This is a genomic window from Reyranella sp., from assembly GCF_965227665.1.
In the GTDB taxonomy this organism is placed as follows: domain Bacteria; phylum Pseudomonadota; class Alphaproteobacteria; order Reyranellales; family Reyranellaceae; genus Reyranella.
The window spans coordinates 1,539,566-1,554,863 of the sequence record NZ_OZ245767.1 but is presented as its reverse complement, the minus strand read 5'-3'; the positions used below and the strand labels follow the sequence as shown (position 1 = coordinate 1,554,863).

Annotated in this window: 17 protein-coding genes; 11 read left to right on the top strand and 6 right to left on the bottom strand. The window is 66.5% G+C overall.

The genetic code is table 11. The features are described from left to right. Nucleotides 1-3 precede the first annotated feature (3 nt). From ACO07I_RS07475 to trmFO, 3 genes are all read right to left on the bottom strand, one after another. Nucleotides 4-1,353: an MATE family efflux transporter gene (locus ACO07I_RS07475; protein WP_422015852.1), complete on the bottom strand. Its 1,350-nt coding sequence runs from the start codon at nucleotides 1,351-1,353 to the stop codon at nucleotides 4-6. Nucleotides 1,354-1,419: 66 nt separating this feature from the next. Next, nucleotides 1,420-1,704 carry an acyl carrier protein gene (locus ACO07I_RS07470; RefSeq protein ID WP_422015850.1) on the bottom strand — a complete coding sequence of 95 codons (285 nt, stop codon included), beginning with the start codon at nucleotides 1,702-1,704 and terminating at the stop codon, nucleotides 1,420-1,422. 134 nt (nucleotides 1,705-1,838) lie between these two features. Next, the gene (gene trmFO / locus ACO07I_RS07465; RefSeq protein WP_422015848.1) at nucleotides 1,839-3,209 is read right to left on the bottom strand and encodes a methylenetetrahydrofolate--tRNA-(uracil(54)-C(5))-methyltransferase (FADH(2)-oxidizing) TrmFO; all 1,371 of its coding nucleotides are present in this window, start codon (nucleotides 3,207-3,209) and stop codon (nucleotides 1,839-1,841) included. Between the two features lie 46 nt (nucleotides 3,210-3,255). Between trmFO and ACO07I_RS07460 the strand changes: the two genes are divergently transcribed. The 5 genes from ACO07I_RS07460 (at nucleotide 3,256) to ACO07I_RS07440 (ending at nucleotide 7,149) form a co-directional block, all read left to right on the top strand. After that, a complete protein-coding gene (locus ACO07I_RS07460) occupies nucleotides 3,256-3,645 on the top strand; it encodes a RidA family protein (RefSeq protein WP_422015846.1) in 390 nt (129 codons plus the stop codon). A 17-nt stretch (nucleotides 3,646-3,662) separates the two neighbouring features. Then, nucleotides 3,663-3,971: a hypothetical protein gene (locus tag ACO07I_RS07455; RefSeq protein ID WP_422015844.1), complete on the top strand. Its 309-nt coding sequence runs from the start codon at nucleotides 3,663-3,665 to the stop codon at nucleotides 3,969-3,971. Nucleotides 3,972-4,317: 346 nt separating this feature from the next. Further along, on the top strand, nucleotides 4,318-5,088 hold the full coding sequence (locus ACO07I_RS07450) for a gamma-glutamyl-gamma-aminobutyrate hydrolase family protein (protein WP_422018189.1): 771 nt from the start codon (nucleotides 4,318-4,320) through the stop codon (nucleotides 5,086-5,088). Nucleotides 5,089-5,092: 4 nt separating this feature from the next. Next, the gene (locus ACO07I_RS07445) at nucleotides 5,093-6,772 is read left to right on the top strand and encodes an NAD+ synthase (RefSeq protein WP_422015842.1); all 1,680 of its coding nucleotides are present in this window, start codon (nucleotides 5,093-5,095) and stop codon (nucleotides 6,770-6,772) included. Next, nucleotides 6,769-7,149, top strand: a complete 381-nt coding sequence (locus ACO07I_RS07440) for a hypothetical protein (protein ID WP_422015840.1) — start codon at nucleotides 6,769-6,771, stop codon at nucleotides 7,147-7,149. The genes ACO07I_RS07445 and ACO07I_RS07440 overlap by 4 nt, the downstream gene beginning before the upstream one ends. A gap of 21 nt (nucleotides 7,150-7,170) precedes the next feature. Here the strand turns inward: ACO07I_RS07440 and ACO07I_RS07435 are convergent, their stop codons facing one another. Beyond that, nucleotides 7,171-7,950 (bottom strand): aldolase, encoded by a 780-nt coding sequence (locus ACO07I_RS07435; protein WP_422015838.1) that lies wholly within the window; start codon nucleotides 7,948-7,950, stop codon nucleotides 7,171-7,173. A 23-nt stretch (nucleotides 7,951-7,973) separates the two neighbouring features. Next, nucleotides 7,974-8,948 (bottom strand): tripartite tricarboxylate transporter substrate binding protein, encoded by a 975-nt coding sequence (locus tag ACO07I_RS07430; protein WP_422015836.1) that lies wholly within the window; start codon nucleotides 8,946-8,948, stop codon nucleotides 7,974-7,976. 158 nt (nucleotides 8,949-9,106) lie between these two features. On the opposite strand from ACO07I_RS07430, the gene ACO07I_RS07425 reads away from it, so the two are divergent. The 4 genes from ACO07I_RS07425 to ACO07I_RS07410 all read left to right on the top strand — a co-directional run bounded on the left by ACO07I_RS07425 (nucleotide 9,107) and on the right by ACO07I_RS07410 (nucleotide 12,405). Next, a complete protein-coding gene (locus ACO07I_RS07425; protein WP_422015834.1) occupies nucleotides 9,107-9,790 on the top strand; it encodes a GntR family transcriptional regulator in 684 nt (227 codons plus the stop codon). Between the two features lie 76 nt (nucleotides 9,791-9,866). Then, complete coding sequence (locus ACO07I_RS07420) at nucleotides 9,867-11,126, top strand: Nramp family divalent metal transporter (RefSeq protein WP_422015832.1); 1,260 nt, start codon at nucleotides 9,867-9,869, stop codon at nucleotides 11,124-11,126. A 26-nt stretch (nucleotides 11,127-11,152) separates the two neighbouring features. Continuing rightward, the gene (locus ACO07I_RS07415) at nucleotides 11,153-11,806 is read left to right on the top strand and encodes a glutathione S-transferase family protein (RefSeq protein ID WP_422015830.1); all 654 of its coding nucleotides are present in this window, start codon (nucleotides 11,153-11,155) and stop codon (nucleotides 11,804-11,806) included. Then, nucleotides 11,803-12,405, top strand: a complete 603-nt coding sequence (locus tag ACO07I_RS07410; RefSeq protein ID WP_422015828.1) for an alpha/beta fold hydrolase — start codon at nucleotides 11,803-11,805, stop codon at nucleotides 12,403-12,405. Before ACO07I_RS07415 ends, ACO07I_RS07410 begins: the two co-directional genes overlap by 4 nt. A gap of 131 nt (nucleotides 12,406-12,536) precedes the next feature. Here the strand turns inward: ACO07I_RS07410 and ACO07I_RS07405 are convergent, their stop codons facing one another. Beyond that, the gene (locus tag ACO07I_RS07405) at nucleotides 12,537-13,427 is read right to left on the bottom strand and encodes an NAD(P)-dependent oxidoreductase (protein WP_422015826.1); all 891 of its coding nucleotides are present in this window, start codon (nucleotides 13,425-13,427) and stop codon (nucleotides 12,537-12,539) included. Between the two features lie 110 nt (nucleotides 13,428-13,537). Here ACO07I_RS07405 and ACO07I_RS07400 point away from each other — a divergent pair, with 110 nt between their 5' ends. Further along, nucleotides 13,538-14,854 (top strand): DUF445 domain-containing protein, encoded by a 1,317-nt coding sequence (locus ACO07I_RS07400; protein ID WP_422015824.1) that lies wholly within the window; start codon nucleotides 13,538-13,540, stop codon nucleotides 14,852-14,854. A 15-nt stretch (nucleotides 14,855-14,869) separates the two neighbouring features. Next, a complete protein-coding gene (locus ACO07I_RS07395; protein WP_422015822.1) occupies nucleotides 14,870-15,295 on the top strand; it encodes a phasin family protein in 426 nt (141 codons plus the stop codon). Nucleotides 15,296-15,298 lie beyond the last annotated feature (3 nt).

The following is a 15,298-nucleotide window of genomic DNA, read 5'->3' as shown; positions in this document are numbered from 1 at the left end:
GTGTCAGCCGGTCCAGGCCCGCCGCGTCGTCGAGAAGGCAAGCACGGCGGAGAAGGCCACGATGCCCAGCGCGACGCAGGTATAGAGGCCCGAGACGCCCCAGCCGAAATGGTCGAGGGCCAGCAGGCTGCCGCCGCCCGCGATGGTGATGCGGGTGAGGTTGGCGGCAACCGGCCAGATCATTTCCCCGGTTCCCTGCGAGGCGAAGTAGAGCGCCATGGCCAGGCCGAAGAAACCGTAGGCGGGCCCGACGATGCTGAGATAGTGGCGGCCGGAGGCCAGTGCGCCGGGGTTGGTGGTGAACAGGCCGAGCCACAGGTCGGGCCAGAGCGCCACGATGATGCCGATGGTGGCGGCGACCGCGCCGGCCATGAAGGCGCCCGTCCAGGCGAGGCGCTGGGCGCGGGCATATTGTTTGGCGCCGATGTTCGTGCCGACCAGCGCGGTGAGGGTCGCGCCGATGCCGAAGCTGATCGGGATCAGCATGTATTCCAGCCGTGAGCCGATGCCGTAGCCCGCGATGGCGGCGTCGCCCTCGCGCCCGATCAGGCCGGTGACGACCAGCACGGTGCCGTTGGTCAGGATGACCACGAGACAGGCGATCAGTCCGACCTTCAGGATGTCGCGGAAGGCGCGCCAGCGGAAGCCGTCGACCGGCCAGCGCAGCCTGAGCGGCGCCTTCGCGCCGGTCAGCTTCGAGAGCATCCAGAGGGCGGCGAGGGCGAAGGCGATCACCGCGGCGATGGCCGGGCCGCGGATCCCGAAGGCGGGCAGACCGAACCAGCCCAGGGTCAGCGCGCCGGTGAGCGTGATCTGGATCGCTGCCGTCACGACCAGCGCCAGTCCGGGTGTCTTCATGTCGCCTGTCCCGCGCAGGACCGAGGCCATCGAGTTGGCGACCCAGTGGGCCACGCAGCCTGAGAACAGGATGGTGGCGAAGGCCTCGGCGCGATCGAGTGCCGCGCCGCTGCCGCCCAGCGCGCCATAGATCTGTCGGCCGAAGCCCACGAACAGGATGCCGAACAGCGCTGCCATGCCGATCGCGATGGCCAGCGCGTGCGCCGCCGCCGCCTCGGCGGCCGCCTTGTTGCCCGAGCCCAGGGCGCGGGCAACCGAGGAAGAGATGCCGCCACCCATGGCGCCGGCCGACATCATGCCGAGCGTCATCTGCGTCGGGAAGACCAGCGCCAGTGCCGCGAGGTCGACGACGCCGAGCTGGCCGATGAAATAGCCGTCGGCGATGCTGACGAGGCTCTGCATGGCCACGTTCAGCACGTTCGGCGTGGCGAGGGTGAGGATGGTGGGCACGATCGGCCCGGCCAGCATCATCTGCCGGCGTTGTGCGGGAGTCATTGCAGGCGATGTAGCACGCGCCGCGCCGCCCACTCGCGAACTTATCTCATGAGGTATGGAGTTTTGTCAGCGCCTCGCACGCTGCGAAACGACCGCTTCGGCGAGCTGGTCGATCGTCACGATATCGGCGGCGACGTGCATCGGAATGGTGACGTCGAACCGGTCCTCGAGCTCCATGATGACGTCCATGATCGTGAGCGAATCGACGGTCAGTCCTTTTGAGATGACCGTCTGCGGCGTGATCGCCTTGCCGCCGGCGTTGTAGGGCGCCAGAAGAGTGAAGATCTCGCGCATCACGTCGTACTGCAGCGAAGGCATGGCGGGGGCGACCAGTTCCTGAATGGTCTGCATGACTCACTCCATCGAAAGGGGTGAGCCCATTTCATCCCGACACGGTCCGGATGTGAAATAACGTTTGGTTACCCACTGTTGCGGGACGTTACGGAATGTTTCCGCCGTTCAGATGACGTGAACGAGGTGCCGGCTCACTCCGCGGCGAGCGGCGTCGGCCTCAGCCAGTCGTCGAAGTCGCGCAGCGCCCGCACGGCCATGGCCTGCTTGCGCTCCTTGCCCTTGAAGCTGCCGGCGATCGGCGGGAACAGGCCGAAATTGATGTTCATCGGCTGGAAGGTCGCGGCGTCGGCCCCGCCGGTGATGTGGCCCAGCAGCGCGCCCATCGCCGTGGTCGGCGGCGGCGGTGCCTGCGTGCGGCCAAGGCGCTCGGCCGCCGCGAACCGGCCGGTCATCAGGCCGACGGCGGCGCTCTCGACATAGCCCTCGCAGCCGGTGATCTGGCCGGCAAACCGCAGCCTCGGCATCGCCTTGAGGCGCAAGGTTCCGTCGAGCAGGCGCGGGCTGTTGAGGAAGGTATTGCGGTGCAGGCCGCCCAGCCGGGCGAACTCCGCCTTCTCGAGGCCGGGGATGGTGCGGAAGATGCGCGTCTGCTCGCCGTGCTTCAGCTTGGTCTGAAAACCGACGATGTTCCACAGCGTGCCCAGCGCATTGTCCTGGCGGAGCTGGACCACCGCCCAGGGGCGATGGCCGGTGCGCGGATCGCGCAGGCCGACCGGCTTCATCGGCCCGAAGCGCAGGCTCTGCGGCCCGGTCGAGGCGATCACCTCGATCGGCTGGCAGCCCTGGAAGTAGGGCGTATTGTGCTCCCACTGCTTGAACTCGGTCTTCTCGCCGGCCAGCAGCGCCGCCACGAAGGCCTCGTATTGCGGCTTGTCCATCGGGCAGTTGAAGTAGTCCGCGCCATCGCTGCCCTCGACATTGCCGGGACCGACCTTGTCGTAGCGCGACTGCTTCCAGGCGATCGACTGGTCGATGCTCTCATGGTGGACGATCGGCGCGATGGCGTCGAAGAAGGCGAGCGAGTCCTCGCCGGTGAGCTTGGCGATGGCGTCGGCGAGGGCAGGCGAGGTGAGGGGACCGGTTGCCACGATGACGCTGTCCCAATCGTCCGGCGGCAGGCCCGCGACCTCCTCGCGCTCGAGCGTGACCAGCGGATGGGCGAGCAGGGTTTCCTGCACGGCGGCCGAGAAGGCGTGTCGGTCGACCGCGAGTGCGCCCCCGGCCGGCAGCTTGTGCGCATCGGCCGACCGCATGATCAGCGAGCCGGCGCGGCGCATCTCCTCGTGGATCACGCCGACGGCGTTGTTGGCGGCATCGTCGGAGCGGAAGGAGTTGGAGCAGACCAGCTCGGCAAGGCTATCTGTGAGATGCGCCTCGGTCCCGCGCAGCGGCCGCATTTCGTGCAGCACCACCGGCACGCCCGACTGCGCGAGCTGCCAGGCCGCCTCGCTGCCTGCGAGGCCGCCACCGACGATGTGTACGGGCTTGGTGCTTGACGTCATGCTCTCCGACCTGAAACCTGCGCCTCCTTACAATGGAGGGTCTGACATGGCCATCAAGTTCCACAATCCCAAATCTGTGTCCGTGGCCGGCAAATACAGCCTCGGCGTCGAGGTGCCTCCAGAGGCGCGCGTGCTCTACGTTTCGGGTCAGGTCGGCGTGGATTCTGCGGGCAAGCTGCAGGACGGGATCGAGGCGCAGAGCGAGCAGGTCTGGAAGAACATCGGCGAGGTGCTGAAGGCCGGCGGCATGGACTTCCGCGACATCGTCAAGCTCACCGTGTTCCTCACCGACAGCCGCTTCATTCCGGCGTTCCGCGACGTGCGCGGCAAGTATGTCGGGCAGGAACCCTATCCCGCATCGACCCTGCTGGTCGTGGCCGGCCTCGCCGATCCCTCGATGCTGGTCGAGGTCGAAGTGGTGGCGGCGAAGTCCTAGACCAACCGGAGACGGGTGTGCTTCGCCTCGAGGCCGTCGCGCGGGACGCCTTTCATGTGAGCGTGAATGCGGCGTCGGAGGCGATTACGCGGGCAGGTGGCTGGGTCTCCGGCCATTCGCTGCTCTCCGACGCGATGGCCGTCCTGCAGTTCGAGATTCCCGGCGATAGCCTGAAGGAGCTGGTGGACGAGCTTGGTGCGCGCGGGCTGAAAACGGAGCTTCCACTTGAACCGTCGGAGAGCCCGAGGGAGGTCGCCGGACGCCTGACGCTGTTCTTCACTCAAGGAAGCGGCAACCTGCGCCGCGAGGTGCCGCCGTTCCAGTGAACGGGGTTCCGCAGAGGGGTCTCGAACTCGTTTGGAAGTGTGGGTAGGGAACGTCGGGAGCGGCCTGATCGGGGTCATGCCCAACTGATGCGACCCGCAGTGACCGCTCCCGCCGTGCCGTTCGCGTCTGCCGCTATGCCGATGCCCGAACGATTGCCTCGACAATCACTGCGGCACGTTGCTTGGGTGGATTCATCAAAACCTCCCTACTGAACGTGACGAGTGAATTCACGCACCGGCGGGCGCAGCTGTCAACGGTGTTTCGCGACGGCGGACTCGCCGGCCGGTGAATGCGGTGCCATTATCCGTGCTTCGAAGTCGAGGCAGGCGCGCGTTGGTTCCCAGCATCAAGAAACCCGTGGTCGGGGTGATCGGCAATTCAGGCGTGATCAACGACCGGCACAACGTCCAGCTCGTGGGTCAACGCAACATGCGGGCAGTTGCGGACGTCGCCGGGGCTTTGCCCCTGATGTTCGCCGGGACACCCGATATCACCGACATCGCGGCGCTTCTGGACGCGGTCGACGGTATTCTTCTCACCGGGGCCCGCGCCAACGTCCATCCGACGCGCTTCGGGGCCGAGCCGCATCCTGCCCACGAACCCTACGATCAGGAGCGTGACGCGATGGCCCTGTCGCTGATCGACGCCTGTGTCGAGCGCGGTGTGCCGATCTTCGGCATCTGCCGCGGATTCCAGGAAATGAATGTGGCCTTCGGCGGCTCGCTGCATCCCGAGATTCGCGAGATCCCGGGGCGCATGAATCACCGCATGCCGCGACTGGAGAACGGCGAGGTTCATCCCGATCCCACCGTGGTGTTCGCGGACCGGCACGAGGTGCAGCTCGTAAAGGAAGGCTATTTCGCCCGGTTGCTCGGCTGCGAGTGCATCCGCGTGAACTCGCTCCACGGCCAGGGTATCCTCGATCCCGGCAAGCGGGTCGCCATCGAGGGCGTCGCGGAAGACGGTACGATCGAGGCCATCTGCATCAGCGACGCACCCGCCTTCGCGGTCGGCGTCCAGTGGCACGCGGAATACGATCCGCAGACGAACCCGATCAACCGCGCCCTGTTCCAGGCGTTCGGCCAGGCTCTCCGCGAGCACATGCGCTCCTCCTGAGGCTATGATGACGGACAAACTGAGAGTGGGATTGGCGCAGCTCAATCCCAAGGTCGGCGACGTGGCGGGCAATCTCGCCAAGGTGCGGGCGGCACGTGCCGAAGCGGCGCGGCAGGGCGCCGATATGGTGCTGTTCCCCGAGATGGTGCTGTCGGGCTACTTCCCCGAGGACCTCGTCCTCAAACCCGTGTTTCAGCAGACCTGCCGTGATGCGGTCGAGGCCCTGCGTGCCGACACGCTGGATGGCGGTCCGGCGCTGTTCGTGACCACGCCGTGGCGCGAAGACGGCAAGCTCTACAATGCCATTGTCGCGCTCGACAAAGGCGAGGTCGTCGGCAAACGCTACAAGGTCGACCTGCCGAACTATGGCGTCTTCGACGACAAGCGTGTCTTTGCCCCCGGGCCGATGCCCGGACCGCTCGTATTCCGCGGGGTCCGCATCGGCGTGCCGATCTGCGAGGATGTCTGGACGCCGGACGTCGTCGAATGCATCGCCGAGACCGGCGGCGAAATCCTGCTGGTACCGAACGGTTCGCCCTATGAGGCCGGGAAGACCGACGTGCGCGTGCAGCTCGGCGTCAAGCGGGTGGTCGAGAGCGGCCTGCCCTTCGTCTATCTGAACCAGGTCGGCGGGCAGGACGAGGTCGTCTATGACGGTGCGTCCTTCGCGCTGGGTGCCGACCGCTCGCTCAAGGCCAAGCTCGCCTCCTTCGCCGAGGAGGTCGCCACGATCGAGTTCCGGCGCGGCGCCGGCGGCTGGGAGTGCGAGCCCGGCCCGATCGCGCCCGAGCTGGACCAACTCGAGTCGATCTATCAGGCGATGGTGCTCGGCTTGCGCGATTACGTGAACAAGACCGGCTTCCCCTCGGTCGTCATCGGCCTCTCGGGCGGCGTGGATTCGGCGATCACGGCGGCGGTGGCGGCCGACGCGCTGGGCCCCGATCGCGTGCACGCGATCATGATGCCGTCGCCCTATACCAGCCGGGAGTCGCTGGAGGACGCCGAGGCCTGCGCCCGGGCGATCGGCATACGCTACGACATCGTCGATATCGGCCCTGCGATGGAGGCGTTCCGCGGCATGCTCGCGCCGCTGTTCGGCAACCGGCCCGAGGACGTGACCGAGGAGAACATCCAGAGCCGCGCCCGCGGCGTCACCCTGATGGCGGTGTCGAACAAGCTGGGCGGCATGGTGGTGACGACGGGCAACAAGTCGGAGATGGCCGTCGGTTATGCCACGCTGTACGGCGACATGTGCGGCGGGTTCAACGTGTTGAAAGACGTCTACAAGACCGCGGTCTTCGAGCTCTGCCGCTGGCGCAACGCGCATTTTCCCATCGGTGCTCTGGGCCGTGCGGGCGTGGTGATCCCGCCGCGCATCATCGACAAGCCGCCGTCGGCCGAACTGCGGCCCGACCAGAAAGATTCCGATTCGCTCCCACCCTATCCTACGCTCGATGCCATCCTGAAGGGGCTGATCGAGCGCGACCTCGATACGTCGGCGCTGGCGAAGGAAGGCCATGATCCGGCCACCGTCGACCGCGTCTGGCGCCTGCTCGAGGGCGCCGAATACAAGCGCCGCCAGGCGCCGCCCGGCGTCAAGATCACCTCCCGCAGCATCAGCCGCGAGCGGCGCTATCCGATCGTCAACGGCTTCAGGGGGCAGGATGCAGGAGTCGTGATGTGAGCGACGCGCTGGGGCGTCTGGCCACCCGCGAATACGACGTGACCCTGCCCGACGGCACGCAAGGCCGGCTGGCCTTCGCGCTGTGCGATCTCAACCGGGACAATGCGCTGGCCCAGCATGCCCGCCGACGGAAGGCCGTCGCCTTCGGCCTGCTGAGCTTCGCGGACCTTCCCGATGCGCCGCGCAATGCGCTGCTCTGGGTGCGGACGAGGGACGGGATGGAGATGACGACGGCGGACGGCGACGACCAGCCCGGCGGCGATCTCCAGCGCCTCGTCGCGCGCCACTTCATCGTGTTCTTCGACGAGGTCAAGGACCTGGCGCCCGAGCTGGCGACGCTGCCTTTCCACCTCAAGGATGGCCCCGGCGTCGCATGACCGGGCCCCTGCCGTCTCGCGTCAGGTCAGGGCGTCCCCATCGGTTCTCAGCGCCCGCCGCCCGAAATAGTGAAAGGTCGCCTCGACGGCGCGCTTCTTGAGGCGATAGTCGTGCGCCTCGCGGGCGAGGGCGGCCGGCAATGGCCGGATGGGCGCGACGGCCTCGGCCATCAGCTGCAACTTGGCCGCCCGCTCGATGAAGATAGCGAGCACGCAGGCTTCCTCGATCGTCGCGGCGGCGCTCAACTGGCCATGATGGGCGAGGAGAACGGTGCGCTTGTCGCCCAGGGCCTTGTGGATGATCTCGCCTTCCTCGTCGCCGACCGGCGGGCCCGGCCATTCCGGCAGATAGGCGCAGTCGTCATGGAACATCGAGGTGTCCATGTGCGAGGCTACGAGCGGCCGGCCGATCATCGAAAGGGCCGAGATGTGCGGCGGATGCGTGTGCACGATGGCGTTCACGGACGGCCTGTGCCGGTAGATCCACAGATGGAAGCGATTGGACGGATTGACCATCCCTTCGCCCTCCAGAAGGTTCAGGTCGTCGTCGACCAGCACGATGTTGCTGCGGCGCGCCTCGTCGAAGCCGAGGCCGAACCCGAGCATCCAATAGGTACCGGGCTTGTCCCCTCGCGCCGTGATCTGCCCAGCGATCGCCGATTCATGGCCCTCCTGGGCCAGAATGCGGCAGGTGAGCGCGATCTTCTCGCGCAGCGACCAGGGCGGCGGTGCCAGATGGGCATCCATCTGGGCGCTGGTACGCGCATAGTATTCCGACTTCTCACGGATGATCGGCTGCATTCTTTCCTCCTTGGACTTGCGGTTCATTCGGGGCGGACGCCGGCCTCGCGTGCGACGGCGCTCCATTTCGCCATCTCGCGATCGACATAGGCCGCGAGCTCGGCGGGGCTGCTCGCGACCACTTCGGCACCCTGCTCGGCGAGCTTTGCTTTCATGTCGGGATCGGTGAATACGGCGCGCGCTTCCTGTGCCAGTCGCTCGACGATCACGGCCGGGGTGCCGGCGGGCGCGAACAAGGCGTAGGCATTGTCGGCCTCCAGCGAAGGGTATCCGGCCTCTGCCGTCGTCGGGATGTCGGGCCAGGCGCTGCTGCGCTTGGGCTGGGTGACGGCAAGGGCCCTCAGCTTGCCCGCCGCCACGTGCGGGCCAAGGGCCAGGGCGGTTTCGAAAGCCATCGGCACTTCGTTGGCCAGCAGCGCATTCACGGTCGGCGCGCCGCCGCGGTAGGGCACATGCACGATCTGCAGGCCGGCCAGCTTCTTGAAGAGCTCGCCGACGAGGTGGAACACCGTGCCGTTGCCGGCCGAGCCGAAGTTCGTGACCGGACCCCCGGGCCGGGCGAGGGCCACGAGTTCGGCCACCGTCTTGGCCGGCACCGCCGGATTGACCGCGAGCATGATCGTTGCCGAGGCGAGCAGCGAGACCGGCGCGAAATCCTTGCGCGTGTCGTAGGGGAGCTTGGCGTAGACGTTTGGATTGATGACGTGGCTGGTGGGCACGACCATCAGCGTGTGGCCATCCGCTGCGGCCTTGGCCACCACATCCGTTCCGATCGTCCCGCCGGCACCGCCGCGATTCTCGACGATGACCTGCTGCTTCATCCGCTCGGTGAGGCGCTGCGCCAGAAGCCGCGCGACCACGTCGGTGCCACCTCCTGGCGGGTACGGAACGATGATCCTCACCGGGCGGTCGGGATAGGCGACGGCGGATCCCGACGCGGACAGGACAAGGGGCAGGGACATCAGCATTGCGGCGGCGAGGCGGGCGAGAATGGTCATGAGGGCTCCCACGAGCCAAGCAGGCGCAAGGCTCCAAGAATGGCATATGGTATACCAAATGCAAACACCGTGCCGCGTGCCCGAGCCTGGGCTAGGTTGCGCGGATGAAGACCAAGAAGACGAAGAAGAGAGCGCCCAGCGCTCCGTCAACGCCCAGGATGAAGCCCGACGCGGGGCAGATCGTGGTGCCGCTCATGCTCGGCGAAGTCATCGCCCGACTGCGCGACATGATCGCGAACGGTGACCTGGAGCCCGGCCGTCCGATCCGGGAGCGCACCCTGGGTCGCGAGCTGGGCGTGTCGCGCACGCCTCTGCGCGAGGCCTTCCGGGTACTGGCGGGCGAGGGACTGATCGAGATTCGGCCGCGTCTCGGCGCGCGGGTCGCGCGGTTGAGTGCCCGCAATGCCGATCATATCTTTTCCGTCATGGAGGCGCTGGAAGCGCTCGCCGGCGAACTGGCCTGCCAGAACATGTCGGACGCGGACTTGGCCGAGCTGCTGGCCCTGCACAAACAACTCGTGGCGAGCTATCGCGCGCGGCAGCGGGAACGCTTCTTCATGGTGAACCAGCGGCTGCACGAACGGCTGATCGAGGCCGCGCAGAACCCGGTTCTGTCTCGGATCTATGCCGGTCTTGACGGCCAGATGCGCCGCGCGCGCTACATGGCCCTCAACACGCCGGCGCAATGGAAGGAGGCTGTGCGCGAGCACGAGATCATCATGAAGGCACTCCAGGCGCGGGATGGCGCGCGGGTTGCCGCATTGCTGCGTGGCCATCTGCACGCCAAGCTTCTCAAGGTGAAGGCGCTCCTCGCGGAGCAGGAGGCCGGACCCTTCAGCTGAACTGAACGAAAGTGCGTGATGTGCGGTACTCCCTGCAGGTGGAACTTGCGGGGCAGTCTTCCGTTTCGGGGGCAGGATGGTCGCAACCAATACACAGGGACTGATCAAGAGGCTCGGTCCCGGCGTGATCACGGGCGCCGCCGACGACGATCCCAGTGGCATCGCGACCTACTCCCAGGCCGGCGCCCATGCCGGCTTCGGCCTTCTCTGGACGGTGGTGCTGACCTGGCCGCTGATGGTCGCGGTCCAGTCGGTCAGCGCCCGCATCGGCCGCGTCACCGGCCATGGTCTGGCCGCCAACATGTGCCGGGCTTTCCCGCGGCCGGTGGTACTGGGATTGGTTCTGCTGCTGTTCGTGGCGAACACCATCAACATCGGCGCCGATCTCGCCGCCATGGGCGCGGCGATGGCCATGCTCGTGGGCGGCGGACAGATCCTCTTCACCTTCCTGTTCGCGATCGTGTCGCTGCTGGCGATCGTCTTCATTCCCTACAGCCGCTACGTCGGCTTCCTGAAGTACCTGACCTTCTCGCTGTTCGCCTATGTCGGCGTGGTCTTCACGGCGCACATCGACTGGCGTGCCGTCGGCATCGGCGCCCTCGTGCCGACGTTCGCCTTCGACAAGGACACATTGATGCTGATCGTCGCGATTCTCGGCACGACCATCAGCCCCTATCTCTTCTTCTGGCAAAGTTCGCAGGAAGTGGAAGACGAAGAAGGGGACGAAGACGCCGGACCACTGACCGACAGGCCCGAGCAGGCACCCCGCGAGCTGACCCGCATCGGCTGGGAGACAGCGATCGGCATGGGGGTGTCGAATCTCGTCGCCTTCTTCATCATCCTGACGACGGCGGCGACACTCAACGCCAATGGGAAGACCGACATCGAGACCACGCAGCAGGCCGCGGAGGCGTTGAAGCCGATCGCGGGCGATGCGGCTTTCCTGCTGTTCAGCCTGGGCATCATCGGTACGGGCCTGCTCGCGGTCCCTGTGCTTGCGGGATCGGCCGCCTATGCACTGGGTGAGGTTCGGAGCTGGCGAATTGGGCTCGAGCACAAATTCGGAGAGGCGAGGCCGTTCTACATCACCATCGCGGTAGCGATCCTGGCGGGTCTCGGCGTGGTGCTGCTGCCGATCTCTCCGTTCAAGGCACTGATCTGGAGCGCCGTCCTCAACGGCGTGATCGTGGTGCCCATCATCGGCGCAATGATGATCGTGGCGTCCCGCCGCGAAATCATGGGCGAGTTCACGGCCAATCTCTGGCAGCGCGTCCTGGGCTGGCTCACGCTGGTTCTGATGGCCGCCGCCGCCCTCGGCATGTTCGTCTTGATGTAGGATGGCGCCTGCGTAAGCTCGTTGCCATGAAACTCTATTCCGGTCCTCTCAGCATGTTCGGCGCCAAGGCCGAGATCGCCCTGCGCGAGAAGGGCATTCCGTTCGAGCTCGAGATGGTGCCCTTCGAGATGAAGACACTCTACGAGCCCAAGCATCCCGAGGTCCTGCGTATCAATCCCAAACGACAGGTGCCGGTCCTGATCGACGGCGACCTCGAACTCTTCGATTCGACGCAGATCTTCGAATATCTGGAGACGCTCAAGCGCGATCCCGCGCTGTGGCCGGCGGAGCCACGGGCCCGTGCCCGGGCACGCCTGCTCGAACACAAGTCCGACGAGGTCTATTTTCCCTTCATCATTCGTCTGATGAGCGACCCCACGGCGCCCGGCTCCCACGATGGGGCGGCGCTTTTCTATCAGGAGATGGAGCGGACGATCGGCGGGCAGGAGTGGATCGCCGGCGCCTACAGCTACGTCGACATCGCGTTCTACATGGCGCAACTCTTCGGCGAACGGATGGGCGCACCGATCCCCGCCAACCTGACGCGGCTGCACGTCTGGCGCGACCGGATGAGTGCCCGTCCGGCGGTCCGAAAGGTGGCCGGTACCATGGGACGCTATCTTCTCTCGATCGGCCGCACCCTGCCGCCGTTCATGGGCAAGCTGGGTCTCAATACATGACCAGACCGCGGATCCTGTTCCTGCCGGGCGCCGGCGGCTCGCCGCAATTCTGGCGGCCCGTCGCGGAGGCCCTGCCGGCGACCTGGCCCAAGGAGCATTTCGGGTGGCCGGGCCTGGGTGCACAACCCCACGATCCGGCTATCGGCAGCCTTGACGACCTGAAGCGGCTGGTGACGAACAGGATGGACGAGCCGGTCGACCTGGTGGCCCAGTCGATGGGCGGCGTTATCGCGGCGCGGATCGCGCTCGAGCGACCGGAGCTGGTGCGCCGCCTGGTGCTCTGCGTGACGTCGGGCGGCGTCGACATGGCGGGCCTCGGCCCCTCGGAGTGGCGCGCGGACTATCGTCGCTCGTTCCCCAAGGCCGTCTCGTGGATAACGGATGGCCCTCCGACGCCGCCTCTCGCCGTGGAGAACATCACGGCACCCACCCTCTTGATCTGGGGCGACAAGGATCCGGTCAGCCCCGTCGCCATCGGCCGCCACCTCGCGGACCGTCTGCCGCAGGCCCGGCTCGAGATCGTGCCGGGCGGCGATCACGACGTGGCCAGCACGCACGCCGACCTCGTCGCCCGTTTGATCTCAAAGCACTTGGCGTAGGGACACCACCTCATCCTGAGGAACCGCGCGAAGTGCGGTGTCTCGAAGGATGAGCAACAGACGGGGTGCGCGCGCCCATGCTTCGAGACGCGCTCCTGTGGAGCGCTCCTCAGCATGAGGTTTGTGTTCGTCTAAGGCTTGACGGTCTTCTTCAGGACCGACTCGTAGACCTGCAGGATCGACGAGCTGTCGTTGTTGCCCAGGCCCATGCGGCGGGCCATGCGCTGCAGATTGTGCGTGGCCGAGCCCTGCGGTAGCGGGACGTCGAGTTCGTCGGCCAGTTCCAGGGCGAGGTGGAGATCCTTGTGAGCGAGGTTGAGCGCAAAGGAGGGCGGCGAGAACTTGCCCGAGAGCGCGCGCTCCGAGAATGACTTGAACGCCGAGGAATTGCCGCTCGAGCTCGAGATCACCTGAATGAGCTTCTGCGGGTCGAGGCCGGCGGTAACACCCAGCATCAGCCCCTCGGCGGCAGCCGCCATGTTGCAGAAGGCCATCATGTTGTTCACCAGCTTCGCCACGGTGCCGGTGCCGAGCTCGCCCATGTGGATCACGTTGGCGCTGAACGACTGCAGCACCGGCAGCGCGTCGTCGAACACCTTCCTGTCGCCGCCGACCATGATGGCGATGGTCGCGGCCTCGGCGCCGACCGTGCCGCCGCTCACCGGCGCGTCGAGCATGGCGATTCCCTTGGCGGCCATCGCCGCGCCGATCTTCTTCACCATCGACGGCGCATTGGTGCTGAGGTCGATGTAGGTCTGGCCCTTGCTTGCATTCGCCAGGATGCCGTTGTCGCCCAGGGTGACGGCCTCGACGTCGCGCGGCATCGGCAGAGACGTCATCACGATGTCGGCGTCCCGGGTCACCTCGGCCACCGACTTGGCCGCACTGGCACCGAGATCGGTGCAGGTCTTCACCGCCTCGGGGTTCAGGTCGAACACCGTCACCGAGTGATTGCTGCGCTTGATGAGGTTGCGGCACATGGGACCGCCCATGTTTCCGACACCGATATAACCGACCTTCATGGCTTCTTCCTCCCGGGACAACGGTGACGGGAGTATAGGACAGAAACATCACCCGCTTGCCACAGGGACCGGGCCGCGGGCAGGTATGACGCGTCATGCCGCGAAACTGCATGCTGCGGGTCGCGTCTGTGTGGCTGACAGTTGAGGGAGGGCGTGTGAGCGAGCCTTTGAACCGCGATGCCGATCGCGCGCGGTCCCTGCGTCGGGTCAAGCTTGCGGCAACGTTGCTGCTGGTGGCAACGGCTGCGTTGTTCGTGATTGCCCGGCACTACGAGCCGCTACACTGGGCCTGGGGGTATGTCGCGGCATTCGCGGCCGCGGCCACGGTGGGAGGATTGGCGGACTGGTACGCCGTCGTGGCGCTGTTCCGCCGGCCGCTCGGCCTGCCGATCCCGCACACCGCGATCGTCCCGCGCAACCACCATCGCATCGCGGAGAATCTCGGCGAGTTCATCGAGACGAATTTCCTCGCACCGGAGCCGGTCGAGGCGCGGCTGCGCGACGTCGACTTCGCCGCCCTCGTGGCCGACTGGCTGAGCGACCGCACGCGCAGCGCCGCCCTGGCGGGCTTCATGGTACGGCTGGTGCCGCAGGCGCTGGCCGCGGTCGAGCAGTCGGGGCTCAAGGGGTTCCTGGGCAGGCGCGCCATGGCCGAACTGGAGAGGATCGAACTCGCGCCGCTGGCCGCCGGACTGCTGAGTGCCGTCACCGAGAAGGGGCGGCACCAGCGCGTCCTCGACGAGTTGCTGGTGGCGCTGGAGAAGGTACTGGCGGACGAAGAGACGCTGGCGGCATTGCGCGAGAAGATCCGCCAGGAGCTCCCGGCGCTGTTCAATCTCTACCGCGCCGATGCCTACCTGCTGCGCAAGATCGTGGCCTCGACCACGGCGTTCATCAAGGAGGCGCGCGGAGACGCCGATCATCCGTTGCGCAAGGAGTTCAACGGCTTCGTCGCGAACTTCATCGAGCGGCTGCGCACGTCCGAGGACTTCGCTCGCCGCGCCGACCGCCTGAAGCGCGACCTGCTGGCCCGGCCGGAAATCACGACCCTGGCGGAGGGCGCCTGGGAGAGCGTGCGGTCCTTCCTGGAACAGGATGCGCGCGCCGAGGACAGTCAGGTTCGCCGGCAGATGGAGGCGATGCTGGTCGATGTCGGTGGCCAGCTGGCGCGCGATCCCACGATTCGGGCCGAGATCAATCGCGGCATGGTGCGGCTGCTTGCGGATTTCGTGCAGAGTCAGAAGAGCGGCGTCGGTCGCTTCATCGCCGATCAGGTGAAGTCCTGGGACATCGATGTGCTGATCGGCCGCATCGAGCTGACGGTCGGGCGCGACCTGCAATTCATCCGGTTCAACGGCGCGATGGTCGGTGGTCTGGCCGGTTTGGCCTTGCACGCGCTGGAGCAGGGGTTGAAGCTGGGCCTGTAACCACAGGAGGTTCACATGGCCGACCCAGCACAGAGCTTCACCGACATGTTCAAGAACTTCGGCGAACAGCTCAAGGTCCCGCCCTTCGACATGACGAAGATCATGGAGCAGCACCAGAAGAACCTGGAGGCCATGACCAAGTCGTGGCAGGCGATGGCCGAAGGCGCGAGCGGGATCGCGCACAAGCAGAAGGAAATCTTCGAGGCCGCGATGAAGGACATGGCGGAGATGGCGCAGTCCTACAAGCCGGGCGGCAACCCCCAGGAAGTGATGGCCAAGCAGGCCGAGTTCGCCAAGAAGGCCATGGAGGCGGCGATCGCCAACACCCGCGACATCGCCGAGTTGCTCCAGAAGTCGAGCACCGAGGCCTTCAAGATCGTGCAGGACCGGATGAAGGAGTCCTACGAGGATATCCGCGCTTCGGTCGAGAAGAAGTCGTAGCGC